The organism is Skermanella mucosa, assembly GCF_016765655.2.
GTDB lineage: Bacteria > Pseudomonadota > Alphaproteobacteria > Azospirillales > Azospirillaceae > Skermanella > Skermanella mucosa.
Genome location: NZ_CP086106.1, coordinates 2,987,956 through 3,007,282 on the forward strand (window position 1 = coordinate 2,987,956; position 19,327 = coordinate 3,007,282).

The following is a 19,327-nucleotide window of genomic DNA, read 5'->3' on the forward strand; positions in this document are numbered from 1 at the left end:
GAACCGCGGCCGGCGGGCTTAGCCTCCTTGCATCCCGGTCCGGCCTTCCCATAGACTCCATGAGCAAAACTAATCATCGAACTGGACCATGGGCCGCCGCCTGCCACCGCTGAACGCCATACGCGCCTTCGAGGCCGCCGCGCGCCATCTCAGCTTCACCCGGGCGGCGGAGGAGCTGAACGTGACCCAGGCCGCGATCAGCCACCAGATCAAGGGGCTGGAGGACGTGCTGGGCGTGCCGCTGTTCCGGCGGCTCAACCGGGCGCTGGTGCTGACCGAGGCCGGCCAGGGCTACCTGCCGCCGCTGCGGGAAGCGCTGGACCAGATCGCCGACGCGACGGCGAAGCTCAAGGCCGCCGACGGCGGCGGCTCGCTCACCATCAGCACCATCGCCTCCTTCGCCGCCAAATGGCTCGTCCCCCGGCTGCCTCGTTTCCAGGAGCGACACCCCCACCTGGACGTCCTGCTGTCCACGACGCCGCAGATGGTCGATTTCACCCAGCAGGACGTGGATGCGGCGATCCGGTTCGGGCGCGGCGGCTGGGACGGGGTGCGGGCGGAGAAGCTTCTGACCGAGGACATCTTCCCGGTCTGCTCGCCCGCCCTGCTCGAAAGCCCCAAACACCTGCGCAAGCCGGAAGACCTGGCCGGGTTCACCCTGCTGCACGACGATTTCCTGATCGGCTGGACCATGTGGCTCCAGTCGGCCGGCGTGCGCGGCGTGGACGCGGCCCGCGGTCCCCGCTTCACGGATTCGGCCCTGGTGCTTCAGGCCGCGGTGGCCGGCCACGGCATCGCCCTGGCGCGGCGCGTGCTGGCGGCCGACGACCTGGATGCCGGCCGGCTGGTCGCTCCCTTCGGTATCACCCTGCCGACCGAGCTGGCCTATTACTTCGTGGCCCCGCCCCGCTACTTCGACCGGCCCAAGGTGGCGGCCTTCTATGACTGGGTTTGCGGCGAGGCCCGTGACTACAGGAAGGCAGAGGATCGCGCGGGCACGGCGGCCGCGCTTGTCAACGGCGCCGGCCAGTCCCTATAACCGGCCAGTCCCTATAAAAGGGCGACGACCCGCCGTTTCCCAGCCCCGTGAATTTCCCTCTCCGCTGCCGGATGCACCGTCCATGACATCGACCACCCGTCCCGCCCCCTCCGGTCCGCTCGCCGGGCTGAAGGTCTTCGACATGAGCCGCGTCCTGGCGGGTCCCAGCGCCACCCAGGTGCTGGGCGACCTGGGCGCCGACGTGGTCAAGGTGGAGCGGCCCGGCCAGGGCGACGACACGCGGAAATGGGGACCTCCCTATGTGTGCGACGCCGACGGCAACGACACGACGGAGAGCGCCTATTACCTGTCGGCCAACCGCAACAAGCGGTCGATCACACTCGACTTCACCAAGCCGGAGGGGCAGGCCCTGGCCCGCCGCATGATCGCCCGAAGCGACATCCTGCTGGAGAACTACAAGGTCGGGACGCTGAGCCGGTACAATCTCGGCTACGAGCAACTGAAGGACGAGTTTCCGGGACTGATCTACTGCTCGGTCACCGGGTTCGGTCAGACCGGCCCCTATGCGCCCCGGGCGGGCTACGATTTCCTGGTCCAGGCCATGGGCGGGATCATGAGCGTGACCGGCGAGCCGGACGGCGACCCGCAGAAGCTGGGCGTCGGCATCGCGGACCTGATGACCGGGATGTACGGCCTCGTCGCCATCCTGGCGGCGCTGCACCACCGCACCCGGACCGGCAAGGGACAGCATATCGACATGGCGCTGCTGGACACCCAGGTCGCCTGGCTGTCCTATGCCGGCCAGTATTACCTGACCAGCGGCGAGACGCCGCCGCGGATGGGCAACGCGCACCCGACGATCGTTCCCTACGAAGCCTTCCCGGCTTCCGACGGCTACATCATCCTGGGTGTCGGCAACGACGGCCAGTATGCGAAGTTCTGCCAGTTCGCCGGCCATCCGGAACTGGCGACCGACCCGCGCTTCGCCACCAACGAGCTGCGGGTGCGCAACCGGCACGACCTGATCCCGACCCTGCGCCAAGTGATCTCGACCAGGCCACGGGACCACTGGCTGAAGGGCCTGGAGCCCCTGGGCGTCCCGTGCAGCCCGATCAACCGGATCGACCAGGTGTTCGACGATCCGCAGGTGAAGGCCCGGGGCATGGAGATCGCCCTGCCCCATCCGCTGGCTCCCGAGCCGGTCCACCTGCTCGCCAGCCCGATGCGGTTCTCCGACACGCCGGTCGATTACCGCCACGCTCCGCCGACGCTGGGCCAGCACACCGACGAGGTGTTCGGCGACTGGCTCGGGCTGGACGAGGCCGAGGTCCGGCGGATGCGGGAAGCCGGCATCATCTGATCACCGCGTCTCGACGTCCGGATCGACGGCGGCCTGGGCCACCGTTTCCGATTCCTCCGCAGCCCGGTCCCAGTCCCGGTAGCGCCTGCGGGCCTCGGTCACCTTCACCAGGTAACGCCGGGTCTCCTCGAAGGGCAGCCGCTCGCTGAGATGGTCGAACACCTCCTCCGGCGGGAGCTGGTTGATTAGGGGAGCCGCCCTTCCGATGTTCGTCGTGCCGTTGAACGCCCGCGCCACGTTGCCCGCCCCCGTGTTGTAGGCGGCGATGGCGCTGTAGAGCCGGCTTTCAGGATGCTCGACATCCTTCAGGTAGCGGGTATCCAGCAGCTTCAGGTAGGCGGTGCCGAGCTTGACGTTGGTATCGACGTCATACAGCGTTTCGGGGTTGAGCATCGGGGCGGACTCGCCGTTGACGAACCGATGGGCGTCCAGCCCGCCGCTGGTCGGCACCAACTGCATCAGGCCGAAGGCCGGGATATGGGAACGGGCGCGCGGGTTGAAGGCGCTCTCCGTCTCGATGACCGCGAGGATCAGCGAGGGCGGGATGCCGAACTCGCCGGATTCCCGGAACACCGCCTCCGCGTACCGCGCGGCCAGTTTCGCATAGGCTCCTTCCGTGAAGGGAATGCGGTAGCTCAGCATGGTGCGCTCCCGGCCGTCCTCGCCGACGACGGCGGTCCTCGTCACCGTTTCGGGCGACAGGCTCCGGGCGGTATCGGCCGGCAGGATCTCGGCCAGCACGGCCCGGCCGCCGGGCTCCTCCGGGCCGGCGGCGTCCGCCCAGTCCGGGGGCAAGGGCATGCCCTGCTCCTCCATCATGCCCATGGCTTTCTCCAGGACACGGTCGCGCCCCGGCAGGTCGGTAGACGTGTCGGTCAGCGCCCTGTCCACGACCTTGCGAAGGCGCTCCAGCCCCGCCGCTTCCCCCGCGCCCGCCTCGTCTTCCGGCTCGACCAGGACCTGGGCCAGGAACTCCCCGTGCTCGAAGTCCGAGACGCCGCGGCTCAGCCAGCCGTCCTCGTAGAAGACCCACTCCTTGCGGGTCGGCAGGAGGGCGTTCTCCTCGCCCCAGAAAGCGGCGCATTGCCCCCACATCTCGGTATGCATGTCGCTGACCGCCTCCGCCAGCATGGCCATGGCCCGCTGCTCCTCCGCGGAGGGTCCCAGAGGCACCGGAGGTGCCGTCGCGGCGATGGGATAGACCGCCTGCACCACGGGGGCTGCCCGAGTTCCGGCGGTGACCCGCGGCTCCAGGGGTTCGCCCTCCCTGCCGGCCAGCCCGGTCACGCAGCCGGTGAGGAGAGCCGCCGTCATGCAGGCCGTCAGGAGCGGTGCCGCGCGGCGCGCGGCCCGGTCGGTGTCATGATGGTTCCTGGACATTGTCGTTTCCTCCGGTTGGATGGCCGCTCCGGCGGACCCGGACTCGGACTAGGCCCCGTGCCGGGCGGCCGTCGCCTTCACTCGGCCGCGCAGGCGACCATGCGGGTGCGGCCCAGCTCCGCGCGCAGTTCCGCCACCTCGGCACGGAGCCGCTCGACGACACCGTTCAGGTCATCGGCCGGAGGCTTGGCCGACGGGTCGCGCCCGCGAAGCTGGGCCAGCCCGTCGAGGATCAGCGTGCGATGGACGTACATCACGCAGCCCAGCTCCCCGCCGGTCCGGTACGCGGCCGCGGCCTCGGCGCGGCGGCGCACCGCCAGCCAGATGCCGGCCCCGACATAAAGCGCGATGAGCACGACCACGGCGGACACCATCGCCGTCATCACGAACCCCAGCATGGCCAGGGTCTGCCGGAGCGGACCGAACCAGCCGGCCGCCGTATCGACCAGGGCGCCCACCGGTTCGCCGAGCTTCCTCACCTCGCCGACCGCCTTGCCGATCTCCCCTTGCGCCGCCTGGACGGCACGGCCGATCGGACCGCCCGGCCCCAGCGGAGCGAAGGCATCGCGCAGCGGGCCGATCGGGATCGTGACCGGCCGGTCGGGAATGCGGATGGCCGGCAGCGTCTCGTTCAGCAGCTTTCCCGTTTCCACGTCGATCTTCGCGAAGCCGCTCCCGAACGAGACGGTGCGCGACGGCACCTGGATCTGGCGCGCGCCGGCGAAGCCGAGCTGCCCCGCCTCGATGCGCAGGTCCTGTATGCTTCCCAGCCGCTGGAAAACGCCGTCGATCTGGCCGTTCAAGCGCTCCAGGCTGTCGGCCACCCCGCCATAGGTCCGCCCGATCGTCTCCAGCCTCGGCATGATCTCCCCGTTCACGGTCTGGACGACGGTCTCGATCCTTTCCCGCGTCGCCCGGCCGGCTTCCAGCACCAGCATGCCGGCGAACAGCACGCCGCCCAGGATCACGGCAGGCGGCGCCAGGGCCAGCGTCAGCAGCGAAAGTCCCTTCAGTCTTACGGTGATGTCGTGCATCTCTTCGCCTCCTTCGTCTTGAGGAGCGCACGAAATCACAAGACTTGAAGCCGGATCAGTGAAGCAGTTCACGCCGATCTACAGTAACCGATACAATCAAATTCGCCTCGTCTACGGTTTTTCTCCAAGTATATATTATATCGATTTAGGTATATTCGGGGATCGGCCCCCGCGCCGCCGCGTGAAAAATCCGCTCCCGGCCGTTCTCCAGCCCTATATGAAGCGCATTGGCAGTCCTGCACCGGGAGATCCCGATGATACTGACAGACAAACGCACCACGCTGGCCGCCGCGGCGGCCCTGGGCGTCCTGGCCGCCACGCCGGCGGCCCTGGCGCACCATGGCTGGGGCAGCTATGACAGCACCGCGCTGACGACCCTGGACGGCACCGTCCAGTCCGTGTCCTTCGGCAACCCCCACACCTCGATCCAGCTGGAGGCGCAGGGCAAGACCTGGTTCATCGTGCTGGCACCGCCCTCGCGCATGACCACCCGGGGACTGCCTGACGGCACGCTGCGCCAGGGACAGACGGTCAGCCTCGACGGCTATGTCCACAAGAACGAGCCGGCGGAGCTGCGGGCGGAGCGGATCCGGGTCGACGGCAAGTCGGTCGAGCTGCGCTGATGGAGCACGCCGGCGCCGGGCCGGCCTGGGCGCTCGCCCTGGAGCATTCCGCGCTGGGCGAGACGCTCCGCCAGGCCCTCTGGCTCTATCCCGCCGCCAACGTCCTGCATGTGCTGGCGGTCGTCGCCATGGTCGGCAGCATCTTCGCCTTCGACCTGCGGATCATGGGCGTCGCCCGGTCGTTGCCCGTGGCGGCGCTGGCGCGGCTCCTGCTGCCGATCGCCGCAGGCGGGTTCGCGGTGGCGGCCGTGACCGGCTTCCTGCTGTTCACCGCCGATGCCACGGCCGTCTGGAACAATCCGGTCTTCGTCTACAAGCTGGGCCTGATCGGCCTGGGCCTCGTCAACATCGTCGTCTTCCACGTGATACCGTGGCGCGGGGTGGAGACTTGGAACGCGGAGGTCCCGTCGCCCGCTCCCGCGATGGCGGGAGCTTTCGTTTCCGCCGGGGTATGGGCGGGCACCGCGACCCTGGGGCGTCTGATCGCCTATTTCTAGGTGATTGCGGGGCGGGAACCACGTCCTTATAGTCCCGCCCCATCATGACCATCCCGCCGCGCGCTCCCGGTCGCCCCCGTCACCTGCTGGCTCTGCAAGGCATGCCGGCCGCGGAGCTGACAATCCTGCTCGATCGAGCCGACGATCCGCCCACGGATCGGCCGCTCGCCGGGCGCCGCGTCGGCGGCCTTTTCCCGGCCGATGCCGAACCCCTGCGCGCGGCCTTCGAGACGGCCGTGCTCCGGCTCGGCGGCGAGGCTTCCGACGATCTGCCGGGCTGCGCCGCGGCACTCGTCCGGCATGCCCGACCCGGCGGCGTCCCATGGGTGGCGAGCCACGCTCCCTGCGCGATCGTCAATGCGGGCGACGGCGGCCACGAGGATCCCGTCCGGGCGCTGGCCGACGCCGTGGAGATGCGCCGCCGCCTGGGCGACCTGCGGGGCCGGGTCGTGGCGCTCGCGGGCGACATCCTGCACCATGGCGCGGCCTTGTCGTCGATCCACATGCTGAACGCGCTGGGCGCCTTCGTCCGCGTGGTGGCACCCCCGACCCTGCTGCCTCCCGAAATCGACCGGCTGGGCGCCGAGGTCCACCACCTCCCGGGGGACGGCCTGCGCGGGGCCGACGCGGTGATCCGTTACCCGCTCGATGCCGGGCAATCTCTTGGCACCCTCGTCCCGTCGCGGCGGGAGTTCGACGAGGTCTTCGAGATCAGCGGCAAGGCGCCCCTCGTCCGGACCGATCAGGCGACCCTGGCCTCGGCGATCGCCGCCTGCCTCGACCATGTCACCCGCGAGGCTGCGTGATGGCGCGGCGCATGGCGTACCGGAATGCGAGGCTGCTGGACCCCGCCACCGGCCTCGACGCGGCGGGGGCGTTGCTGACCGACGGCGAAGTGATCGCCGACCTCGGCCCGGGGCTGTTCGCCGACGGCGTGCCGGACGGGATCGAGGTGATCGACCTCGGCGGCCAGTGCCTGGCGCCGGGCCTGATCGACATGCGGGTGACGGCCGGAAACCGGGAGGAGGCGACCCACGAGGCCGCCGCGGCCGGCGGCGTCACCGCCATGGTCTGCCTGCCGCCGGGCGCGGGCCACGGTTCCGGCTCTCCCGTCCGCACTTTCCATTACGGCCGCGCCACCGACGGATCGGGCGGCCTCGCCGAGATGGCGCTTGCCGCCCGCTCCGGCGCCCTGGCCTTCACCGACGGCGAAGCCGCGATCGCCGACGCGGCCGTCATGCTCCGCGTGCTGCGCTACGCGGCCGGCCTCGGACGCCCCGTCATCCAGCACCCGGAGGAACCGGCCCTTGCCGAAGGCGGCCAGATGAACGCCGGCGAAGTGGCGACCCGCATGGGCCTGCCGGGCATCCCGGCCCAGGCCGAGGTCATCCTGATCGAGCGGGACCTGCGCCTGGTCGAACTGACGGGAGCCCGCTACCACGTCGCCCACGTCTCGACCGGTGCCGCCGTGGAGGCGATCCGCGACGCCAAGCGGCGCGGCCTGCCGGTCACCTGCGACACCGCGCCGGCCTATTTCGCTCTGACCGAGACCGACGTCATCGGCTACCGCACCGCCGCCAAGCTGTCGCCGCCGCTCCGCGGGGAGATGGACCGGCGCGCCGTCGTGGAAGGCTTGGCGGACGGCACCATCGACGCCGTCGCCAGCGATCACAGGCCCCACCCGGACGACCGCAAGGATGTTCCCTTCGTGGACGCCGCCTGCGGCATCGTCGGCCTGGAAACCCTGCTGCCGCTGCTGCTGGAACTGGTCCACAACGGCAAGCTGCCGCTGCTGCGGGCCCTGGCCGCCGTGACCTGCAATCCGGCCGATCTGCTGGGACTGCCGCTCGGGCGCCTCGCCCCGGGAAAGGCCGCCGACCTCACCGTGTTCGATCCCGACCGGCTGTGGCGGGTCGATGCCGCCCGTTTCGCAAGCCGCGCCCGCAACTCGCCCTTCGACCGCCGTCCCGTCACCGGCCGCGCCACCCGCACCGTCGTCGGCGGCGCCACCGTCTTCAACCTGGACGCATGATCCCCTCGATCAACCGGAATTCAGCAGCATGCCCGATCCGATAAGCTGGGGTTTCTCCTGGCCCTACCTGCTCGCCGCCGCCGTCGCGGGATATCTCCTGGGGTCGATCCCGTTCGGCCTGGTGCTGTCCCGGATCGCCGGCTACGGCGACATCCGGAAGATCGGCTCCGGCAATATCGGCGCCACCAACGTCCTGCGCACCGGCAACAAGCCGCTCGCCGCGCTGACCCTCATCCTGGACAGCGGCAAGGGCGCCTTCGCCGTCCTGATCGCCAAGCAATTCGGTCCCGACGCCGCCGTGCTGGCGGGGGCCGGGTCGATGCTCGGGCACACCTTTCCGGTCTGGCTCGGCTTCAACGGCGGCAAGGGAGTCGCCACGGCGCTGGGTGTCCTTCTGGCCATCTCCTGGCCGGTCGGGGTGATCGCCTGCCTCACCTGGCTGCTGGTCGCCTTCGCGCTGCGCTATTCGTCCCTGTCGGCCCTGGTGGCGCTGGGAATCAGTCCGCTGACCGGCTGGTACTTCGCAGGTCCCCAGGTCGGCCAGCTCTGCGCCTTCATCGCGCTGCTGGTCTATATCCGCCACCACGCCAACATCCGCCGCCTGCTCAAGGGCGAGGAGCCCAGGATCGGGTCGAAGAAGAAGGCCGAATCCGCTTCCTGACAGGCGGGAGTTGCCACCCCTTGGCACGGGGGACTATCGTTGCCGTCGAGATTGACCCCGGGGAGAAGCGTCCAGCCATGCCGATCAAATCCATCCTGCTCCACATGGCCAACGACGAGCAGCACGCCGACCGCCTCCACCGGGGGATCGAGCTGGCGAAGCGCTTCGACGCCCATCTGGAGATCCTGTACATCGCCACCCCGGTCACGATGCCGGCCGGCATCACCGGACGTGGCGCCTCCTACGCGTATCTGGCCGAGGCGACGGCCATCGCCCACGAGAAGGCGGATGAGGTCGAGCACGAGGTCAGGAGGCACTGCGCCGACGTGACCTACTCCTTCCGGGTCGAGGAGGGCGACCACGTCACCCTGCTGGCCCGGCGGACCCCGTTCGTCGATCTGGCCGTGGTCAGCCAGTCGCACCCGGCGAACCTGGAGGACCGCGTCCGCCTCCAGATCCCCGACCAGCTGCCGATGCAGGCGGCCTGCCCGACGATCGTCCTGCCGTGGGAACGGCGGACCCCCACTTCCGGCAAGCACACGCTGATCGCCTGGAAAAACACGCGCGAGGCGGGGCGCGCCGTGCGCGACGCGATCCCCTTCCTGTCCGACGCGGAAGCCGTGACCGTCCTGACCATCGAGCGGCCCGGCAAGCCGGACCCCTCGGGCGCCGAGATCTGCGACTACCTGTCCAAGCACGACGTAAACGTCACGTTGCGCAACAACATCAACGACAACGACTCGAGCGTCGGCGAGATCATCCTCCAGGTCGCCGGGGAGTTGGACTGCGACGCCCTGGTGATGGGCGCCTATGGCCACTCCCGCCTTCGGGAACTGATCATCGGCGGGGTGACCCGGCACATCCTGGGCCACATGGACCTGCCCGTCCTGATGTCGCACTGACCCTAGGGCACCCGGGCCGGAAGCCGGTCAGGACTGCCCGGGTCCGGCCTTGCGCCCTTCGGCGCCCTTCGCCTTGTTGTCCTGGCCCTGCCGTTCGGCCTCGATCCTGTTGCGTGCGTTCGGACCGGTTCCGATCGGCTGCTCGTTCCCATGGGTCGGCTTGCCTAAGGGATCGATCTCTTCGCTGTGCGTGCCCTTCGTCATGGCGTTTCTCCGGCCTGGTTTGATGGGACTGCCGATCCTCGCCGTCTCGGCGGGGGCGGCAGGGTTCCCAACAGGTCCCGGCAGCTCCTGTCACGCCCCTACAGGAAGAACACCACCGTCGTCAGCGCGAACAGCGGGATCAGGATCAGCCCCGACCAGGCCATGTAGCCGAAGAAGCTGGGCATGTTGACCCCGCGCTCCTCGGCGATCGCCTTGACCATGAAGTTCGGCGCGTTGCCGATATAGGTGTTGGCGCCCATGAACACCGCGCCGGCCGAGATCGCCAGCAGCGTGTTGGGCACGTCGTGCATCAGGTGCATCGGGTCGCCGCCCGCCGTGTTGAAGAACACCAGGTATGTCGGCGCATTGTCCAGGAAGCTCGACAGGATGCCGGTCGCCCAGAAATACATGTAGTTGACCGGCTGCCCGTCCGGCGTCGTGACGGCGGTGACGATGCCGCTGAGCGCGCCGTCGGTTCCGGCCCGCAGGATCGCGATGGCCGGGATGATGGTCAGGAAGATCCCGGCGAACAGCTTGGCGACCTCCAGGATCGGGAACCAGCTGAAGGCGTTCAGCTGCCGGCTCTCGTTGCTGGTCAGCTTCAGCGACAGCAGCGCGATCCCGATCAGCAGGACGTCCCGCGCGACGTTCTGGATGTCCACATGCACATGATACACCTCGAAGCCGATGCCCGGCTTCCAGACGCCGCTGAGCAGTACCGCGGCGATCACGCCCACCAGCAGCAGGATGTTGATCCCGCCCTCGATGCCCAGCTTCTCGGCATCCCGGGGCTTCTCCTTCCGGGGCGGCTCCCTGGTATAGAGGAAGCTGTCCATCGCGAAGAAGATCACCAGCAGGACCGCTGAGATCAGCGCCATGGGCAGCAGCATTTGCCGCGTCGTCCAGAAGAAGTCGACGCCCTTCAGGAAGCCCAGGAACAGCGGCGGGTCCCCCAGCGGCGTCAGCGATCCGCCGATATTGGCGACCAGGAAGATGAAGAAGACGACCACGTGGACCTTGTGGCGCCGCCCGTCGTTGGCCTTCAGCAGCGGGCGGATCAGCAGCATGGCGGCCCCGGTCGTGCCCATCCAGCTCGCGATCACGGTGCCGAGCAGCAGCATGCCGGTATTCACCATCGGCGTGCCGGTCAGGCTCCCGGTCACCCTGACGCCGCCGGCCACCGTGAACAGGGCCAGCAGCAGCACGATGAAGGGGATGTATTCCAGCAGGACGGTATGAAGGACCTCGTAAAGGGCGAGGTCGAATCCATATGTCAGGGCGAACGGGACCAGGAAGGACAGCGCCCAGAAGGCCGATATCTTGCCGAAATGATGGTGCCAGATGTTCGGCGCCAGCAGCGGGAAGAGCGCTATGGAGAGCAGGATCCCCGCGAACGGCAGGACCCAGAGCAGCCCCAGCGACGCTCCGTCCAGATGGGGCGCGCCGCCATGCTCCCCCGCCGCTTCGGCCGCCGCCGCCAGCTCGGGGAAGGTGAGCACGAGGCAGGAGATGAACAGCGCAACGAGGGCGCCGGGCGCACCCACGATGCGGCGGAGGGGTGCTGTCACGTCGCTTTCCATGTATCTCGGCAATTTTCGACAAGCCATTCGGTAAGGCGGCGGAGTATGCCGCCGGATACGATACAAGCCAAGCTGAAAGCCGCCCTCACCGGGCCGGGCAGGCGAAAAGCGTCAGCGGCCGGTCCGCGACCCCGGTGACGGCCGCCAGATCGCGGCAGCCCTCCGCGGAGCAGATCCGGTAGTCGGCGGTAAAGCCGGAGTTGGCGAGGTCCAGGCGGTCGAGGGGCGGAACCGCGGGCCGGTAGACCCAGGAGCCGTCCACCAGCCTCGCCCCGTCCGGCACCTCCATCCCGGCGCCGCTGCCGCGCACGCGCGCCTCCTCGACCAGCAGGCGCCCGTCCACGATCCGCCAATCCTCCCGCCACTCGATCTTCTCGACCGAGTGGGTCCATCCCAGGGAGAAGGCTTCGACCGGAAGACGCGCCAGCGGCGCGCCCGCGGCCGAAGCGCCGGCCAGGGCGATGCACAGGGCCGCCGCCGGAGCCGCCATCGCTCAGACGGTCCGGTCAACCGGCTGGCTTTCCGCCGCCTTGCGCGTCCGCCACCAATGGAACGCGACGAAGCCGGCGGACAGGGCAAGTCCCAGCTCGTCGGTGATCGGCAGGGCGACCACCAGCAGGAATGCCGCCGCCGTCGCCCAGATCCGCTCGAACACGTTCAGCCGCGCCCGCAGGTATCCGATCGACGCGGCGCCCCACAGCCCGACCGAAATGAATGCCTTCACGACGATATAGACAGTCGCGATCGGATCGTCGGTCTGGAGCATCAGGGCCGGCGCATAGACCGCCATGAACGGCACGACGAAGCCGGCCACGGCGATCCGCATGCATTGCAGGCCGATCTGCAAGCCGCCGGCCCGCGCGATCGGGGCGGCGGCGAAGGCGGCCAGCGCCACCGGCGGGGTCAGGTCGGCCATGATGCCGAAATAGAACACGAACATGTGGCTGACGATCAGCGGCACCCCCAGATCGAGCAGCGCCGGCCCCACCAGCGAACTGGTGATGATGTAGTTGGGGATGGTCGGGATGCCCATTCCCAGCACCAGGCAGGTCAGCATGGTCAGCACGAGGCTGAGGAACAGGCTGCCTTCGCCCACCGACACGATCACGCGGACGAAGTTCGATCCCAGGCCGGTCAGGGTCATGGTGCCGATGATCACGCCAACCAGGGCGCAGGCGACGCCGACGCTCAGCGCGTTGCGGGCACCCTCGGCCAGGCTTTCCACGGCGAGGTTCAAGGTTTCCCGCCCGCCCCGGGTCGCCAGGTTCACCGCGATCAGCGCCAGGATCAGAAGGTAGACCGCCGTGATTCCGTACTGGAAGAAGGCCGATGCCGCGAAGCCCAGCACGATCCAGAAGACCACGCGAAGCGCCATCGGTCCGAGCAGCGTGGCGACCGAGGTCCCCAGGATGATCAGCGCGGTCAGGCCCAGGCCCACGGTGCCGGCGAACAGCGGCGTATATCCGGAGAACAGCAGGTAGACCAGCACCGCCAGCGGCAGGATCAGGTACCATTTCTCCCGGATCGCCGCCAGCGGGCTCGGGCAGTCCTCCTTCGGCAGCCCCATCAGGCTCAGGCGCCCGGCCTCCAGGTGGACCATCCACAGGACGGTCGCGAAATACAGGATCGCCGGGATGATCGCCGCCTTGACGATCTCGACGTAAGGCACGTTGATCGTCTCGGCCATGATGAAGGCGACCGCGCCCATGACCGGCGGCATGATCTGGCCGCCCATGCTGGCGGTTGCCTCTACCGCTCCGGCGAAGGCCGGGCGGTAGCCGAAGCGCTTCATCAGCGGAATGGTGAACTGCCCCGTGGTCACCACGTTGGCGACACCGGAGCCGTTGATCGTTCCCATCAGCGCCGAGGAAACGACCGCCACCTTGGCGGGACCGCCGCGCTGGTGCCCGACGGTGCCCATGGCGACGTCGGTGAACAGGCTGATCATCCCGGCGCGTTCCAGGAAGCTGCCGAACAGGATGAACAGGAAGATGTAGGTCGAGGATACGAAGATCGGCGTGCCGTAGATGCCCTCGGTGCCCAGGAACATCTGGTCGACCACCTGGTCGAAGCCGTAGCCGCGATGGTCCAGCGGCGCCGGCAGGTACTCCCCGAACAGGGCGTACCCCAGGAAGACCGCGCAGACGATCGGCAGGGCGATGCCCATGATCCGCCGCGCCGCCTCGAACACCAGCGCTATGCCGATGAACCCGATCACGATGTCTGTCGTGCTGGGATCGCCGGCCCGCAGCAGCAGGTCGTTCTCGAAATACCAATGGTAGAGCCCGATGACGAACCCCAGGACGCCGATGGCCCAGTCCGACCAGAACGCGCCGCCGCGCCCCGGACGGAGCGAGGCGCACAGGGCGAAGGTCAGCAGCAGCAGGAAGCCCACATGGAGCGACCGCACCACCAGGCTGGACAGCGGCGTATAGGACGCGGTGTAGACCTGGAAAAGCGAGAAGACCACCGCGATGGCGAAGATCACCTTGCCGGTGGACGTGGACCTGTCCGTCGGCCCGGCATGCAGCGGACTGGAAGTCTCCGCCGGACCGCGGCCGGGTTGAAGGATCTCGGCTTCGGTATTGGCCGCCATGCGGCTTTACCTCCGGAAGGCGTCGGAAAGGAATGGGACGGACGCCGTCCCCGGGAGGTCCCGGGGAACGGCGGTCGGTTTCGGCATCGTCACTTCAGGATGCCGGCTTCGCGGAAATACTTCTCGGCGCCGGCATGCAGCGGGATCGGCATGCCCTTGACGCCCTCTTCCGGCTTGATGTCCTTGGCCGTCGCATGGGCCGAAGCCAGCGACCCCAGGTTCTCGTACATCGACTTGGTCATCTGATAGACCAAGTCGTCGCTGACACCGGAGTGGGTCACCAGGAAATTGACCACGGCGGCCGTCGGGACGTCCTCGGTCTGGCCGTCATAGGTGCCGGCGGGGATGGTCTCCGCCACGTAGACCGGGTTGCCCACGCCGGAAACCACGTCGGCCGGGATCGGCACGATGGTGATCGGGTTGGTCGCGGCCAGGTCGCGGATCGAGGCGACGCCCAGGCCGGCGGACTGGAGCGTGGCGTCGATCTGGCGGTTCTTGACCAGCTCGACCGATTCCGCGAAGGGCAGGTACTCGACCTTGCCGAAATCCTCGTAGGTCATCCCGGCGGCCTTGAAGATGGCGCGGGCGTTCAGTTCGGTGCCGGAGCGCGGCGCCCCGACCGAGACCCGCTTGCCCTTCAGGTCGGCCAGGGTCTTGATCCCGCTGTCGCCGCGGGCGACGATCTGGATGAAATTCGGGTAGATAGCGGCCATGCCGCGGATCTTGGAGAGCTTGCTCTTGAAGCCGGCCTCCTCGTCCCCGGCCCACGCGGCGGCGACCGAATCGCCGAGCGAGAAGCCCACCTCGCCTCGGCCCTGCTGGAGCAGGTTCAGGTTCTCCACCGATGCCTTGGTCGACTGGACGGAAGTCCGCGCCTCGGGGATCTTGTCCGCATAGATCTTGGAGAGCGCCACGCCCAGCGGATAGTAGACGCCGCTGGTACCGCCCGTAAGGACATTGACGAACTCGTCGGCTTTCGCCCCGCCCGTCCCAGGTGCGGCCACGCCGACCGCCATGAATGCGGCCGTAGCGGCGGCAAGGAGCATCCTCTTCATCATCAACCTCCCGGACTTATGGATTTTTCTCACGCGCAATTGCGAGGGTAATCGTCGCACCGGCGATTTGCCACATAGAACAACAGCGCGCAACGATGCTTGTCCGCCGCCCACCCGCGGATTACGGTCCTCAAGCCCAGCTTTCGGCGCGACGCGAGGAACGACATCATGGACATGACCGGAGAATACAGAATCTCCGCCCCCCGTTCGCGGGTATGGGAAGCGCTCAACGATCCCGAGATCCTGAAGCAGTGCATCCCCGGCTGCGAGGAGATCCAGAAGCAGTCCGACACCGAGATGACCGCGAAGGTGACCGCCAAGGTCGGCCCGGTGAAGGCCAAGTTCGCGGGCAAGGTGACGCTCAGCGACATCGATCCGCCCAACGGCTACACCATCACCGGGGAGGGCAGCGGCGGCGCCGCCGGGTTCGGCAAGGGCGGGGCAAAGGTCAACCTCGCCGACGCCGGTTCCGACACGGTGCTGACATACACCGCCCATGCCCAGGTCGGCGGCAAGCTGGCCCAGATCGGCTCCCGCCTGATCGACGGCACGGCGCGCAAGATGGCCGACGACTTCTTCGCCAAGTTCACCGAAGTCGTCGGCCGCCCGGCGGATGCGCCGGTCGCGGAACCGGCGGTGATGGACGCGTCCAGGGCCGAAGCCTCCCCTGTCGTCGAGTCCCCGGCGGCTTCCGCTTCTCCGTCGGTCGAGGACACCCTGGTGCAGCCGGCCGCCGCCCTGAGCAGCGAGACGGCAGCCGTCCCGCCGCCGGCACCCGCCCGGACGGAAGCTCCGGCACCCGCCACGGTCGAGCAGAGCCGCGGCCTGCAGCCGATGATCTGGATCCCGCTGGTCATCGTTCTGGTCGGCGCGCTTCTCTGGGCTTTCACCTGATTCCCGGCCACTTCAAGGCCCACGCCGTGGTTCTGGATGCGTAGGCTACGGCGAGGGCATCGCGGATCGCCACGCGCACGGGGCATGGTCCCGGTGAGGCAAACTTACCTGCCTGGAAGGGCCTTCAAGGGATTGGCGAAAGCGACTCCCAGGGGCTCGAAATGGCGCTCGTTGGCCGTCAGGACGGTCAGGCCGTGCGCGGCCGCGGTGGCGGCAATGGTGATGTCCTCGAATCCGGGATCATGGCCGCGCGCCCGGTCGAGGATAAGGCCGGCATGACGTGCCACCGCGATATCGAACGACAAGATTTGCCCGGCATGGAAATGCTCGACGGCGGCCAGCCAGCGGCGCAGGTTCTGCGCCTTGGTCGTCGCGGCGATCCGGAGGCAGCGGGCAATGCCCGCTTCGATCTCGGCTATGGTGATCGCAGAGAGATAGAGCCGATCTCCATTCATCCGCATCCAAGCCGCGAACGACTCCGCGCCGACCTGTTTCTTAGTCGGCGCGGAGGCAGACAGGATGTTCGTATCCAGAAGATACACGGTCAAGGACCATCGTCTTCCAACGTACGGGCGGGTTTTCGCGACCGTTCGGGAATGTCTCCCGGTTCGCCGGGGAAAGCCAGCAACAGATCGGCGAAGTCCGGAACTTTGGAAATCCTCTCCCACTCTTCGAAAGATACGAGCACGGCCTCCTTGCGGCCATGTCGGGTGATGACGGCCGGCTCACCGGCCACGACCCGATCGACCACGGCGGAAAGCGTCGCTTTTGCATCCTTGAGCTGGATTTCCCTCATGGGAAGCCTCCATATGACCATCGATAGTCATATACTGTCCGCGTGACACTCTCAAGGACGTAAGGATAACCGTCGCAGTGTCGGAGATCCGCCCCCGGCCGAGCCCACCCTGTGCGTCCGTCCTCAAGCCGCGGGGAATAGCTTCAAGTCCACTGGCCGCCGCCAGGATCGCTTGACCTGCCCAACCCGCTCTCATAGCCTGTCATGCATGATTGTTGCCGGTGGAACAAGGCAGTGGGACAAGCTGCCGTCCGGCAGGCGGAGCGATCGTCGGACCGGGTAATTGGGGGAGAGTACACATGCCAACCGTTTCCTTGCAGGTTAACGGCAAGTCCGTATCGCGCGAGGTCGAAGGGCGCACGCTGCTGGTGCAGTTGCTGCGCGAGCATCTCGGGCTGACCGGCACCCATGTCGGCTGCGACACCAGCCAGTGCGGCGCCTGCGTCGTCCATGTGGACGGCCGCTCGGTCAAGAGCTGCACCATGCTGGCGGTCCAGGCCGAGGGCACCGAGGTCACCACGATCGAGGGCCTCGCGGCACCCGACGGCACGCTTCACCCGATGCAGGCGGCGTTCCGCGAGCACCACGGCCTGCAGTGCGGCTTCTGCACGCCCGGCATGGTGATGAGCGCCGTAGACCTGGCGCAGACCCACGGGCACCTTGACGAGAAGACCGTCCGCGAGGGGCTGGAGGGCAACATCTGCCGCTGCACCGGATACCACAACATCGTCAAGGCCGTGCTGGCGGGGGCGGAGGCGATGAGCGCCGGCGTTCCCAAGGCCGCCGAGTAAGCGGCGGGGAGGGAAAGAGCCATGTACGCCTTCGAATATCACCGCCCGGCGACCCTGGCCGAAGCCGCGCAGCTCGCTTCCGGCAACGAGGACGCCAAGATCCTGGCCGGCGGCCAGACCCTGATCCCGACGCTGAAGCAACGGCTGGCGCAGCCCAGCGACGTGGTCGACCTGGGCGCCGTGGCCGAGCTGCGCGGCATCTGCGAGGACGGCGACACCCTGGTGATCGGCGCCACCACGCCGCACGCCGAGGTCGCGGCGAGCGCCGTGGTCAAGCGCCTGATCCCGGCGCTGGCGAAGCTGGCGGAGGGGATCGGCGACGCCCAGGTGCGCAACCGCGGCACCCTCGGCGGGTCGATCTGCAACAACGACCCGTCCGCCGACTACCCTGCCGCCCTGGTCGGGCTGGGCGCCACCGTTCACACCACGACGCGGAAGATCGCGGCGGAGGATTTCTTCACCGGCATGTTCGAGACCGCGCTGGAGCCGAACGAGATCGTGACGGCGGTGGCTTTCCCGAAGCCGGGCAAGGCGGCCTACGTCAAGTTCCCCAACCCGGCCAGCCGCTACGCCACCGTCGGCGTGTTCGTCGCCGAGACCGGCGCGGGGATCCGGGTGGCGGTCACCGGCGCCGCGCCGTCCGTGTACCGCTGGACCGAGGCCGAGCAGGCCCTGGCCGGCGGGCTGAGCCCCGCGGCGCTGGACGCCTTGGCCGTGGATGCCGACGGCCTCAACGCCGACATCCATGCCAGCGCCGAGTACAGGGCCAGCTTGGTCAAAGTCATGGCCAAGCGGGCGGTCGCGGCCTGCGGCTGACAGTCGGCGCATAGCAACGCGGAAAGGATCATGGATGAACACGGATAGGCACGGATGAGCACGGATTCTTCGTGCGGAACTCCTGCCGGCAGGATCCGTGTCCATCCGTGCCTATCCCGTTCATCCGTGCTCCCTGGACGTCCTTCGGACCCGACATTCCATTGAAATCACCGAGATCATGACAAATCCCCTGCCCGCCTCCGTCGATGAAACACTGGAGCTGCTTCAGCGTGGCGATTACGTCGCCGAGCGGTCGCTGGCGACGGCCCTCTATCTCGCCCTGAAGCTGAACCGCCCGCTGTTCCTCGAAGGGGAGGCCGGCACCGGCAAGACCGAGATCGCTAAGGTGCTGAGCGCCACGCTCGGCCGCCGGCTGGTCCGGCTGCAATGCTACGAGGGCCTGGACGTCGCCTCCGCGGTGTACGAGTGGAACTACGCCCGCCAGATGATCGAGATCCGCCTTGCCGAGGCGACCGGCGGGAAGAGCCGCGAAAGCCTGGGCGGGGACATCTTCTCTCCCGAGTTCCTGATCAAGCGGCCGCTGCTCCAGGCGCTGGAGTCCGATGCCGCCGGCCCGCCCGTCCTGCTGATCGACGAACTGGACCGCACCGACGAGCCGTTCGAGGCCTACCTCCTCGAGGTCCTGTCCGACTTCCAGATCACCATCCCGGAAATCGGAACCATCAAGGCGGAGCAGCCGCCGACCGTCATCATCACCTCGAACCGCACGCGCGAGATCCACGACGCGCTGAAGCGCCGCTGCTTCTACCACTGGGTCGACTATCCGAACGCCGCCCGCGAGCAGGACATCCTGCGGGTCAAGGCCCCGAACGTGCCCGAGCACCTTTCCCGCCAGGTCGTGGGCTTCGTCCAGCGGCTCCGGGGCATGGACCTGTTCAAGCTGCCCGGCGTCGCCGAGACGCTGGACTGGGCGCAGGCCCTGACCCAGCTCGACCGCCTCGAACTCGACCCGGAGACGATCAACGACACCCTGGGCACCCTGCTGAAGTACCAGGACGACATCGCCAAGATCCAGGGCAGCGAGGCCAACCGCATCCTGACCCAGGTCAAGGCCGAGCTGTCCGCCGCCCACCCGGCCTGAGGCC

21 protein-coding genes are annotated in these 19,327 nt (G+C 68.3%); 12 read left to right on the plus strand and 9 right to left on the minus strand.

All coding sequences use genetic code 11. From position 1 onward, the window contains the following. Nucleotides 1-88 precede the first annotated feature (88 nt). Entirely contained in the window at nucleotides 89-1,039 is a 951-nt protein-coding gene (locus JL100_RS13645; RefSeq protein ID WP_202680244.1) for a transcriptional regulator GcvA, read from the plus strand. 82 nt (nucleotides 1,040-1,121) lie between these two features. Further along, nucleotides 1,122-2,360: a CaiB/BaiF CoA transferase family protein gene (locus tag JL100_RS13650; protein ID WP_202680245.1), complete on the plus strand. Its 1,239-nt coding sequence runs from the start codon at nucleotides 1,122-1,124 to the stop codon at nucleotides 2,358-2,360. Here JL100_RS13650 and JL100_RS13655 read toward each other — a convergent pair whose 3' ends face one another. After that, complete coding sequence (locus JL100_RS13655) at nucleotides 2,361-3,740, minus strand: transglycosylase SLT domain-containing protein (protein WP_202680246.1); 1,380 nt, start codon at nucleotides 3,738-3,740, stop codon at nucleotides 2,361-2,363. A gap of 77 nt (nucleotides 3,741-3,817) precedes the next feature. Then, nucleotides 3,818-4,774, minus strand: a complete 957-nt coding sequence (locus tag JL100_RS13660) for a hypothetical protein (protein WP_202680247.1) — start codon at nucleotides 4,772-4,774, stop codon at nucleotides 3,818-3,820. Nucleotides 4,775-5,028: 254 nt separating this feature from the next. On the opposite strand from JL100_RS13660, the gene JL100_RS13665 reads away from it, so the two are divergent. The 6 genes from JL100_RS13665 to JL100_RS13690 all read left to right on the plus strand — a co-directional run bounded on the left by JL100_RS13665 (nucleotide 5,029) and on the right by JL100_RS13690 (nucleotide 9,489). Continuing rightward, entirely contained in the window at nucleotides 5,029-5,397 is a 369-nt protein-coding gene (locus JL100_RS13665; RefSeq protein ID WP_202680248.1) for a DUF6152 family protein, read from the plus strand. Next, nucleotides 5,397-5,894, plus strand: coding sequence for a hypothetical protein (locus JL100_RS13670; protein ID WP_202680249.1), 498 nt, complete (start codon nucleotides 5,397-5,399; stop codon nucleotides 5,892-5,894). Before JL100_RS13665 ends, JL100_RS13670 begins: the two co-directional genes overlap by 1 nt. Before the next feature lie 44 nt (nucleotides 5,895-5,938). Beyond that, on the plus strand, nucleotides 5,939-6,700 hold the full coding sequence (locus JL100_RS13675; protein ID WP_202680250.1) for an aspartate carbamoyltransferase: 762 nt from the start codon (nucleotides 5,939-5,941) through the stop codon (nucleotides 6,698-6,700). Continuing rightward, complete coding sequence (locus JL100_RS13680) at nucleotides 6,700-7,926, plus strand: dihydroorotase (protein WP_202680251.1); 1,227 nt, start codon at nucleotides 6,700-6,702, stop codon at nucleotides 7,924-7,926. Before JL100_RS13675 ends, JL100_RS13680 begins: the two co-directional genes overlap by 1 nt. Nucleotides 7,927-7,954: 28 nt before the next feature. Next, complete coding sequence (gene plsY / locus JL100_RS13685) at nucleotides 7,955-8,587, plus strand: glycerol-3-phosphate 1-O-acyltransferase PlsY (protein ID WP_202680252.1); 633 nt, start codon at nucleotides 7,955-7,957, stop codon at nucleotides 8,585-8,587. Between the two features lie 77 nt (nucleotides 8,588-8,664). Continuing rightward, the gene (locus JL100_RS13690; protein ID WP_202680253.1) at nucleotides 8,665-9,489 is read left to right on the plus strand and encodes a universal stress protein; all 825 of its coding nucleotides are present in this window, start codon (nucleotides 8,665-8,667) and stop codon (nucleotides 9,487-9,489) included. Nucleotides 9,490-9,516: 27 nt separating this feature from the next. Here JL100_RS13690 and JL100_RS13695 read toward each other — a convergent pair whose 3' ends face one another. The 5 genes from JL100_RS13695 to JL100_RS13715 all read right to left on the minus strand — a co-directional run bounded on the left by JL100_RS13695 (nucleotide 9,517) and on the right by JL100_RS13715 (nucleotide 14,924). After that, nucleotides 9,517-9,693, minus strand: coding sequence for a hypothetical protein (locus JL100_RS13695; protein ID WP_202680254.1), 177 nt, complete (start codon nucleotides 9,691-9,693; stop codon nucleotides 9,517-9,519). 98 nt (nucleotides 9,694-9,791) lie between these two features. Beyond that, nucleotides 9,792-11,261 (minus strand): sodium:proton antiporter, encoded by a 1,470-nt coding sequence (locus tag JL100_RS13700; protein ID WP_228421244.1) that lies wholly within the window; start codon nucleotides 11,259-11,261, stop codon nucleotides 9,792-9,794. 97 nt (nucleotides 11,262-11,358) lie between these two features. Then, a complete protein-coding gene (locus tag JL100_RS13705) occupies nucleotides 11,359-11,763 on the minus strand; it encodes a DUF1850 domain-containing protein (RefSeq protein WP_202680256.1) in 405 nt (134 codons plus the stop codon). A gap of 3 nt (nucleotides 11,764-11,766) precedes the next feature. Further along, on the minus strand, nucleotides 11,767-13,869 hold the full coding sequence (locus JL100_RS13710) for a TRAP transporter permease (RefSeq protein ID WP_202680257.1): 2,103 nt from the start codon (nucleotides 13,867-13,869) through the stop codon (nucleotides 11,767-11,769). Nucleotides 13,870-13,958: 89 nt separating this feature from the next. After that, nucleotides 13,959-14,924, minus strand: a complete 966-nt coding sequence (locus tag JL100_RS13715) for a TAXI family TRAP transporter solute-binding subunit (protein ID WP_202680258.1) — start codon at nucleotides 14,922-14,924, stop codon at nucleotides 13,959-13,961. Nucleotides 14,925-15,092: 168 nt separating this feature from the next. Between JL100_RS13715 and JL100_RS13720 the strand changes: the two genes are divergently transcribed. Beyond that, entirely contained in the window at nucleotides 15,093-15,818 is a 726-nt protein-coding gene (locus JL100_RS13720; RefSeq protein ID WP_202680259.1) for an SRPBCC family protein, read from the plus strand. A 104-nt stretch (nucleotides 15,819-15,922) separates the two neighbouring features. On the opposite strand, the gene JL100_RS13725 is transcribed toward JL100_RS13720, so the two are convergent. Together JL100_RS13725 and JL100_RS13730 are read right to left on the minus strand one after the other, a co-directional pair. Then, nucleotides 15,923-16,360 (minus strand): PIN domain-containing protein, encoded by a 438-nt coding sequence (locus JL100_RS13725; protein ID WP_202680473.1) that lies wholly within the window; start codon nucleotides 16,358-16,360, stop codon nucleotides 15,923-15,925. Between the two features lie 2 nt (nucleotides 16,361-16,362). Next, nucleotides 16,363-16,614, minus strand: coding sequence for a type II toxin-antitoxin system Phd/YefM family antitoxin (locus tag JL100_RS13730; protein WP_202680260.1), 252 nt, complete (start codon nucleotides 16,612-16,614; stop codon nucleotides 16,363-16,365). A gap of 299 nt (nucleotides 16,615-16,913) precedes the next feature. Between JL100_RS13730 and JL100_RS13735 the strand changes: the two genes are divergently transcribed. From JL100_RS13735 to JL100_RS13745, 3 genes are all read left to right on the plus strand, one after another. Then, complete coding sequence (locus JL100_RS13735) at nucleotides 16,914-17,405, plus strand: (2Fe-2S)-binding protein (RefSeq protein WP_202680261.1); 492 nt, start codon at nucleotides 16,914-16,916, stop codon at nucleotides 17,403-17,405. 21 nt (nucleotides 17,406-17,426) lie between these two features. After that, a complete protein-coding gene (locus tag JL100_RS13740; protein ID WP_202680262.1) occupies nucleotides 17,427-18,221 on the plus strand; it encodes an FAD binding domain-containing protein in 795 nt (264 codons plus the stop codon). Nucleotides 18,222-18,399: 178 nt separating this feature from the next. Further along, on the plus strand, nucleotides 18,400-19,323 hold the full coding sequence (locus JL100_RS13745) for an AAA family ATPase (RefSeq protein ID WP_202680263.1): 924 nt from the start codon (nucleotides 18,400-18,402) through the stop codon (nucleotides 19,321-19,323). The last annotated feature ends 4 nt before the right edge of the window (nucleotides 19,324-19,327 follow it).

Excerpts from the sequence above, each read along its gene's own strand:
- JL100_RS13645 (WP_202680244.1), top strand. The coding sequence starts at position 89 with ATGGGCCGCCGCCTGCCACCGCTGAACGCCATACGCGCCTTCGAGGCC.
- JL100_RS13650 (WP_202680245.1), top strand. The coding sequence starts at position 1,122 with ATGACATCGACCACCCGTCCCGCCCCCTCCGGTCCGCTCGCCGGGCTG.
- JL100_RS13655 (WP_202680246.1), bottom strand. The coding sequence starts at position 3,740 with ATGTCCAGGAACCATCATGACACCGACCGGGCCGCGCGCCGCGCGGCA.
- JL100_RS13660 (WP_202680247.1), bottom strand. The coding sequence starts at position 4,774 with ATGCACGACATCACCGTAAGACTGAAGGGACTTTCGCTGCTGACGCTG.
- JL100_RS13665 (WP_202680248.1), top strand. The coding sequence starts at position 5,029 with ATGATACTGACAGACAAACGCACCACGCTGGCCGCCGCGGCGGCCCTG.
- JL100_RS13670 (WP_202680249.1), top strand. The coding sequence starts at position 5,397 with ATGGAGCACGCCGGCGCCGGGCCGGCCTGGGCGCTCGCCCTGGAGCAT.
- JL100_RS13675 (WP_202680250.1), top strand. The coding sequence starts at position 5,939 with ATGACCATCCCGCCGCGCGCTCCCGGTCGCCCCCGTCACCTGCTGGCT.
- JL100_RS13680 (WP_202680251.1), top strand. The coding sequence starts at position 6,700 with ATGGCGCGGCGCATGGCGTACCGGAATGCGAGGCTGCTGGACCCCGCC.
- plsY (WP_202680252.1), top strand. The coding sequence starts at position 7,955 with ATGCCCGATCCGATAAGCTGGGGTTTCTCCTGGCCCTACCTGCTCGCC.
- JL100_RS13690 (WP_202680253.1), top strand. The coding sequence starts at position 8,665 with ATGCCGATCAAATCCATCCTGCTCCACATGGCCAACGACGAGCAGCAC.
- JL100_RS13695 (WP_202680254.1), bottom strand. The coding sequence starts at position 9,693 with ATGACGAAGGGCACGCACAGCGAAGAGATCGATCCCTTAGGCAAGCCG.
- JL100_RS13705 (WP_202680256.1), bottom strand. The coding sequence starts at position 11,763 with ATGGCGGCTCCGGCGGCGGCCCTGTGCATCGCCCTGGCCGGCGCTTCG.
- JL100_RS13710 (WP_202680257.1), bottom strand. The coding sequence starts at position 13,869 with ATGGCGGCCAATACCGAAGCCGAGATCCTTCAACCCGGCCGCGGTCCG.
- JL100_RS13715 (WP_202680258.1), bottom strand. The coding sequence starts at position 14,924 with ATGAAGAGGATGCTCCTTGCCGCCGCTACGGCCGCATTCATGGCGGTC.
- JL100_RS13720 (WP_202680259.1), top strand. The coding sequence starts at position 15,093 with ATGGACATGACCGGAGAATACAGAATCTCCGCCCCCCGTTCGCGGGTA.
- JL100_RS13730 (WP_202680260.1), bottom strand. The coding sequence starts at position 16,614 with ATGAGGGAAATCCAGCTCAAGGATGCAAAAGCGACGCTTTCCGCCGTG.
- JL100_RS13735 (WP_202680261.1), top strand. The coding sequence starts at position 16,914 with ATGCCAACCGTTTCCTTGCAGGTTAACGGCAAGTCCGTATCGCGCGAG.
- JL100_RS13740 (WP_202680262.1), top strand. The coding sequence starts at position 17,427 with ATGTACGCCTTCGAATATCACCGCCCGGCGACCCTGGCCGAAGCCGCG.
- JL100_RS13745 (WP_202680263.1), top strand. The coding sequence starts at position 18,400 with ATGACAAATCCCCTGCCCGCCTCCGTCGATGAAACACTGGAGCTGCTT.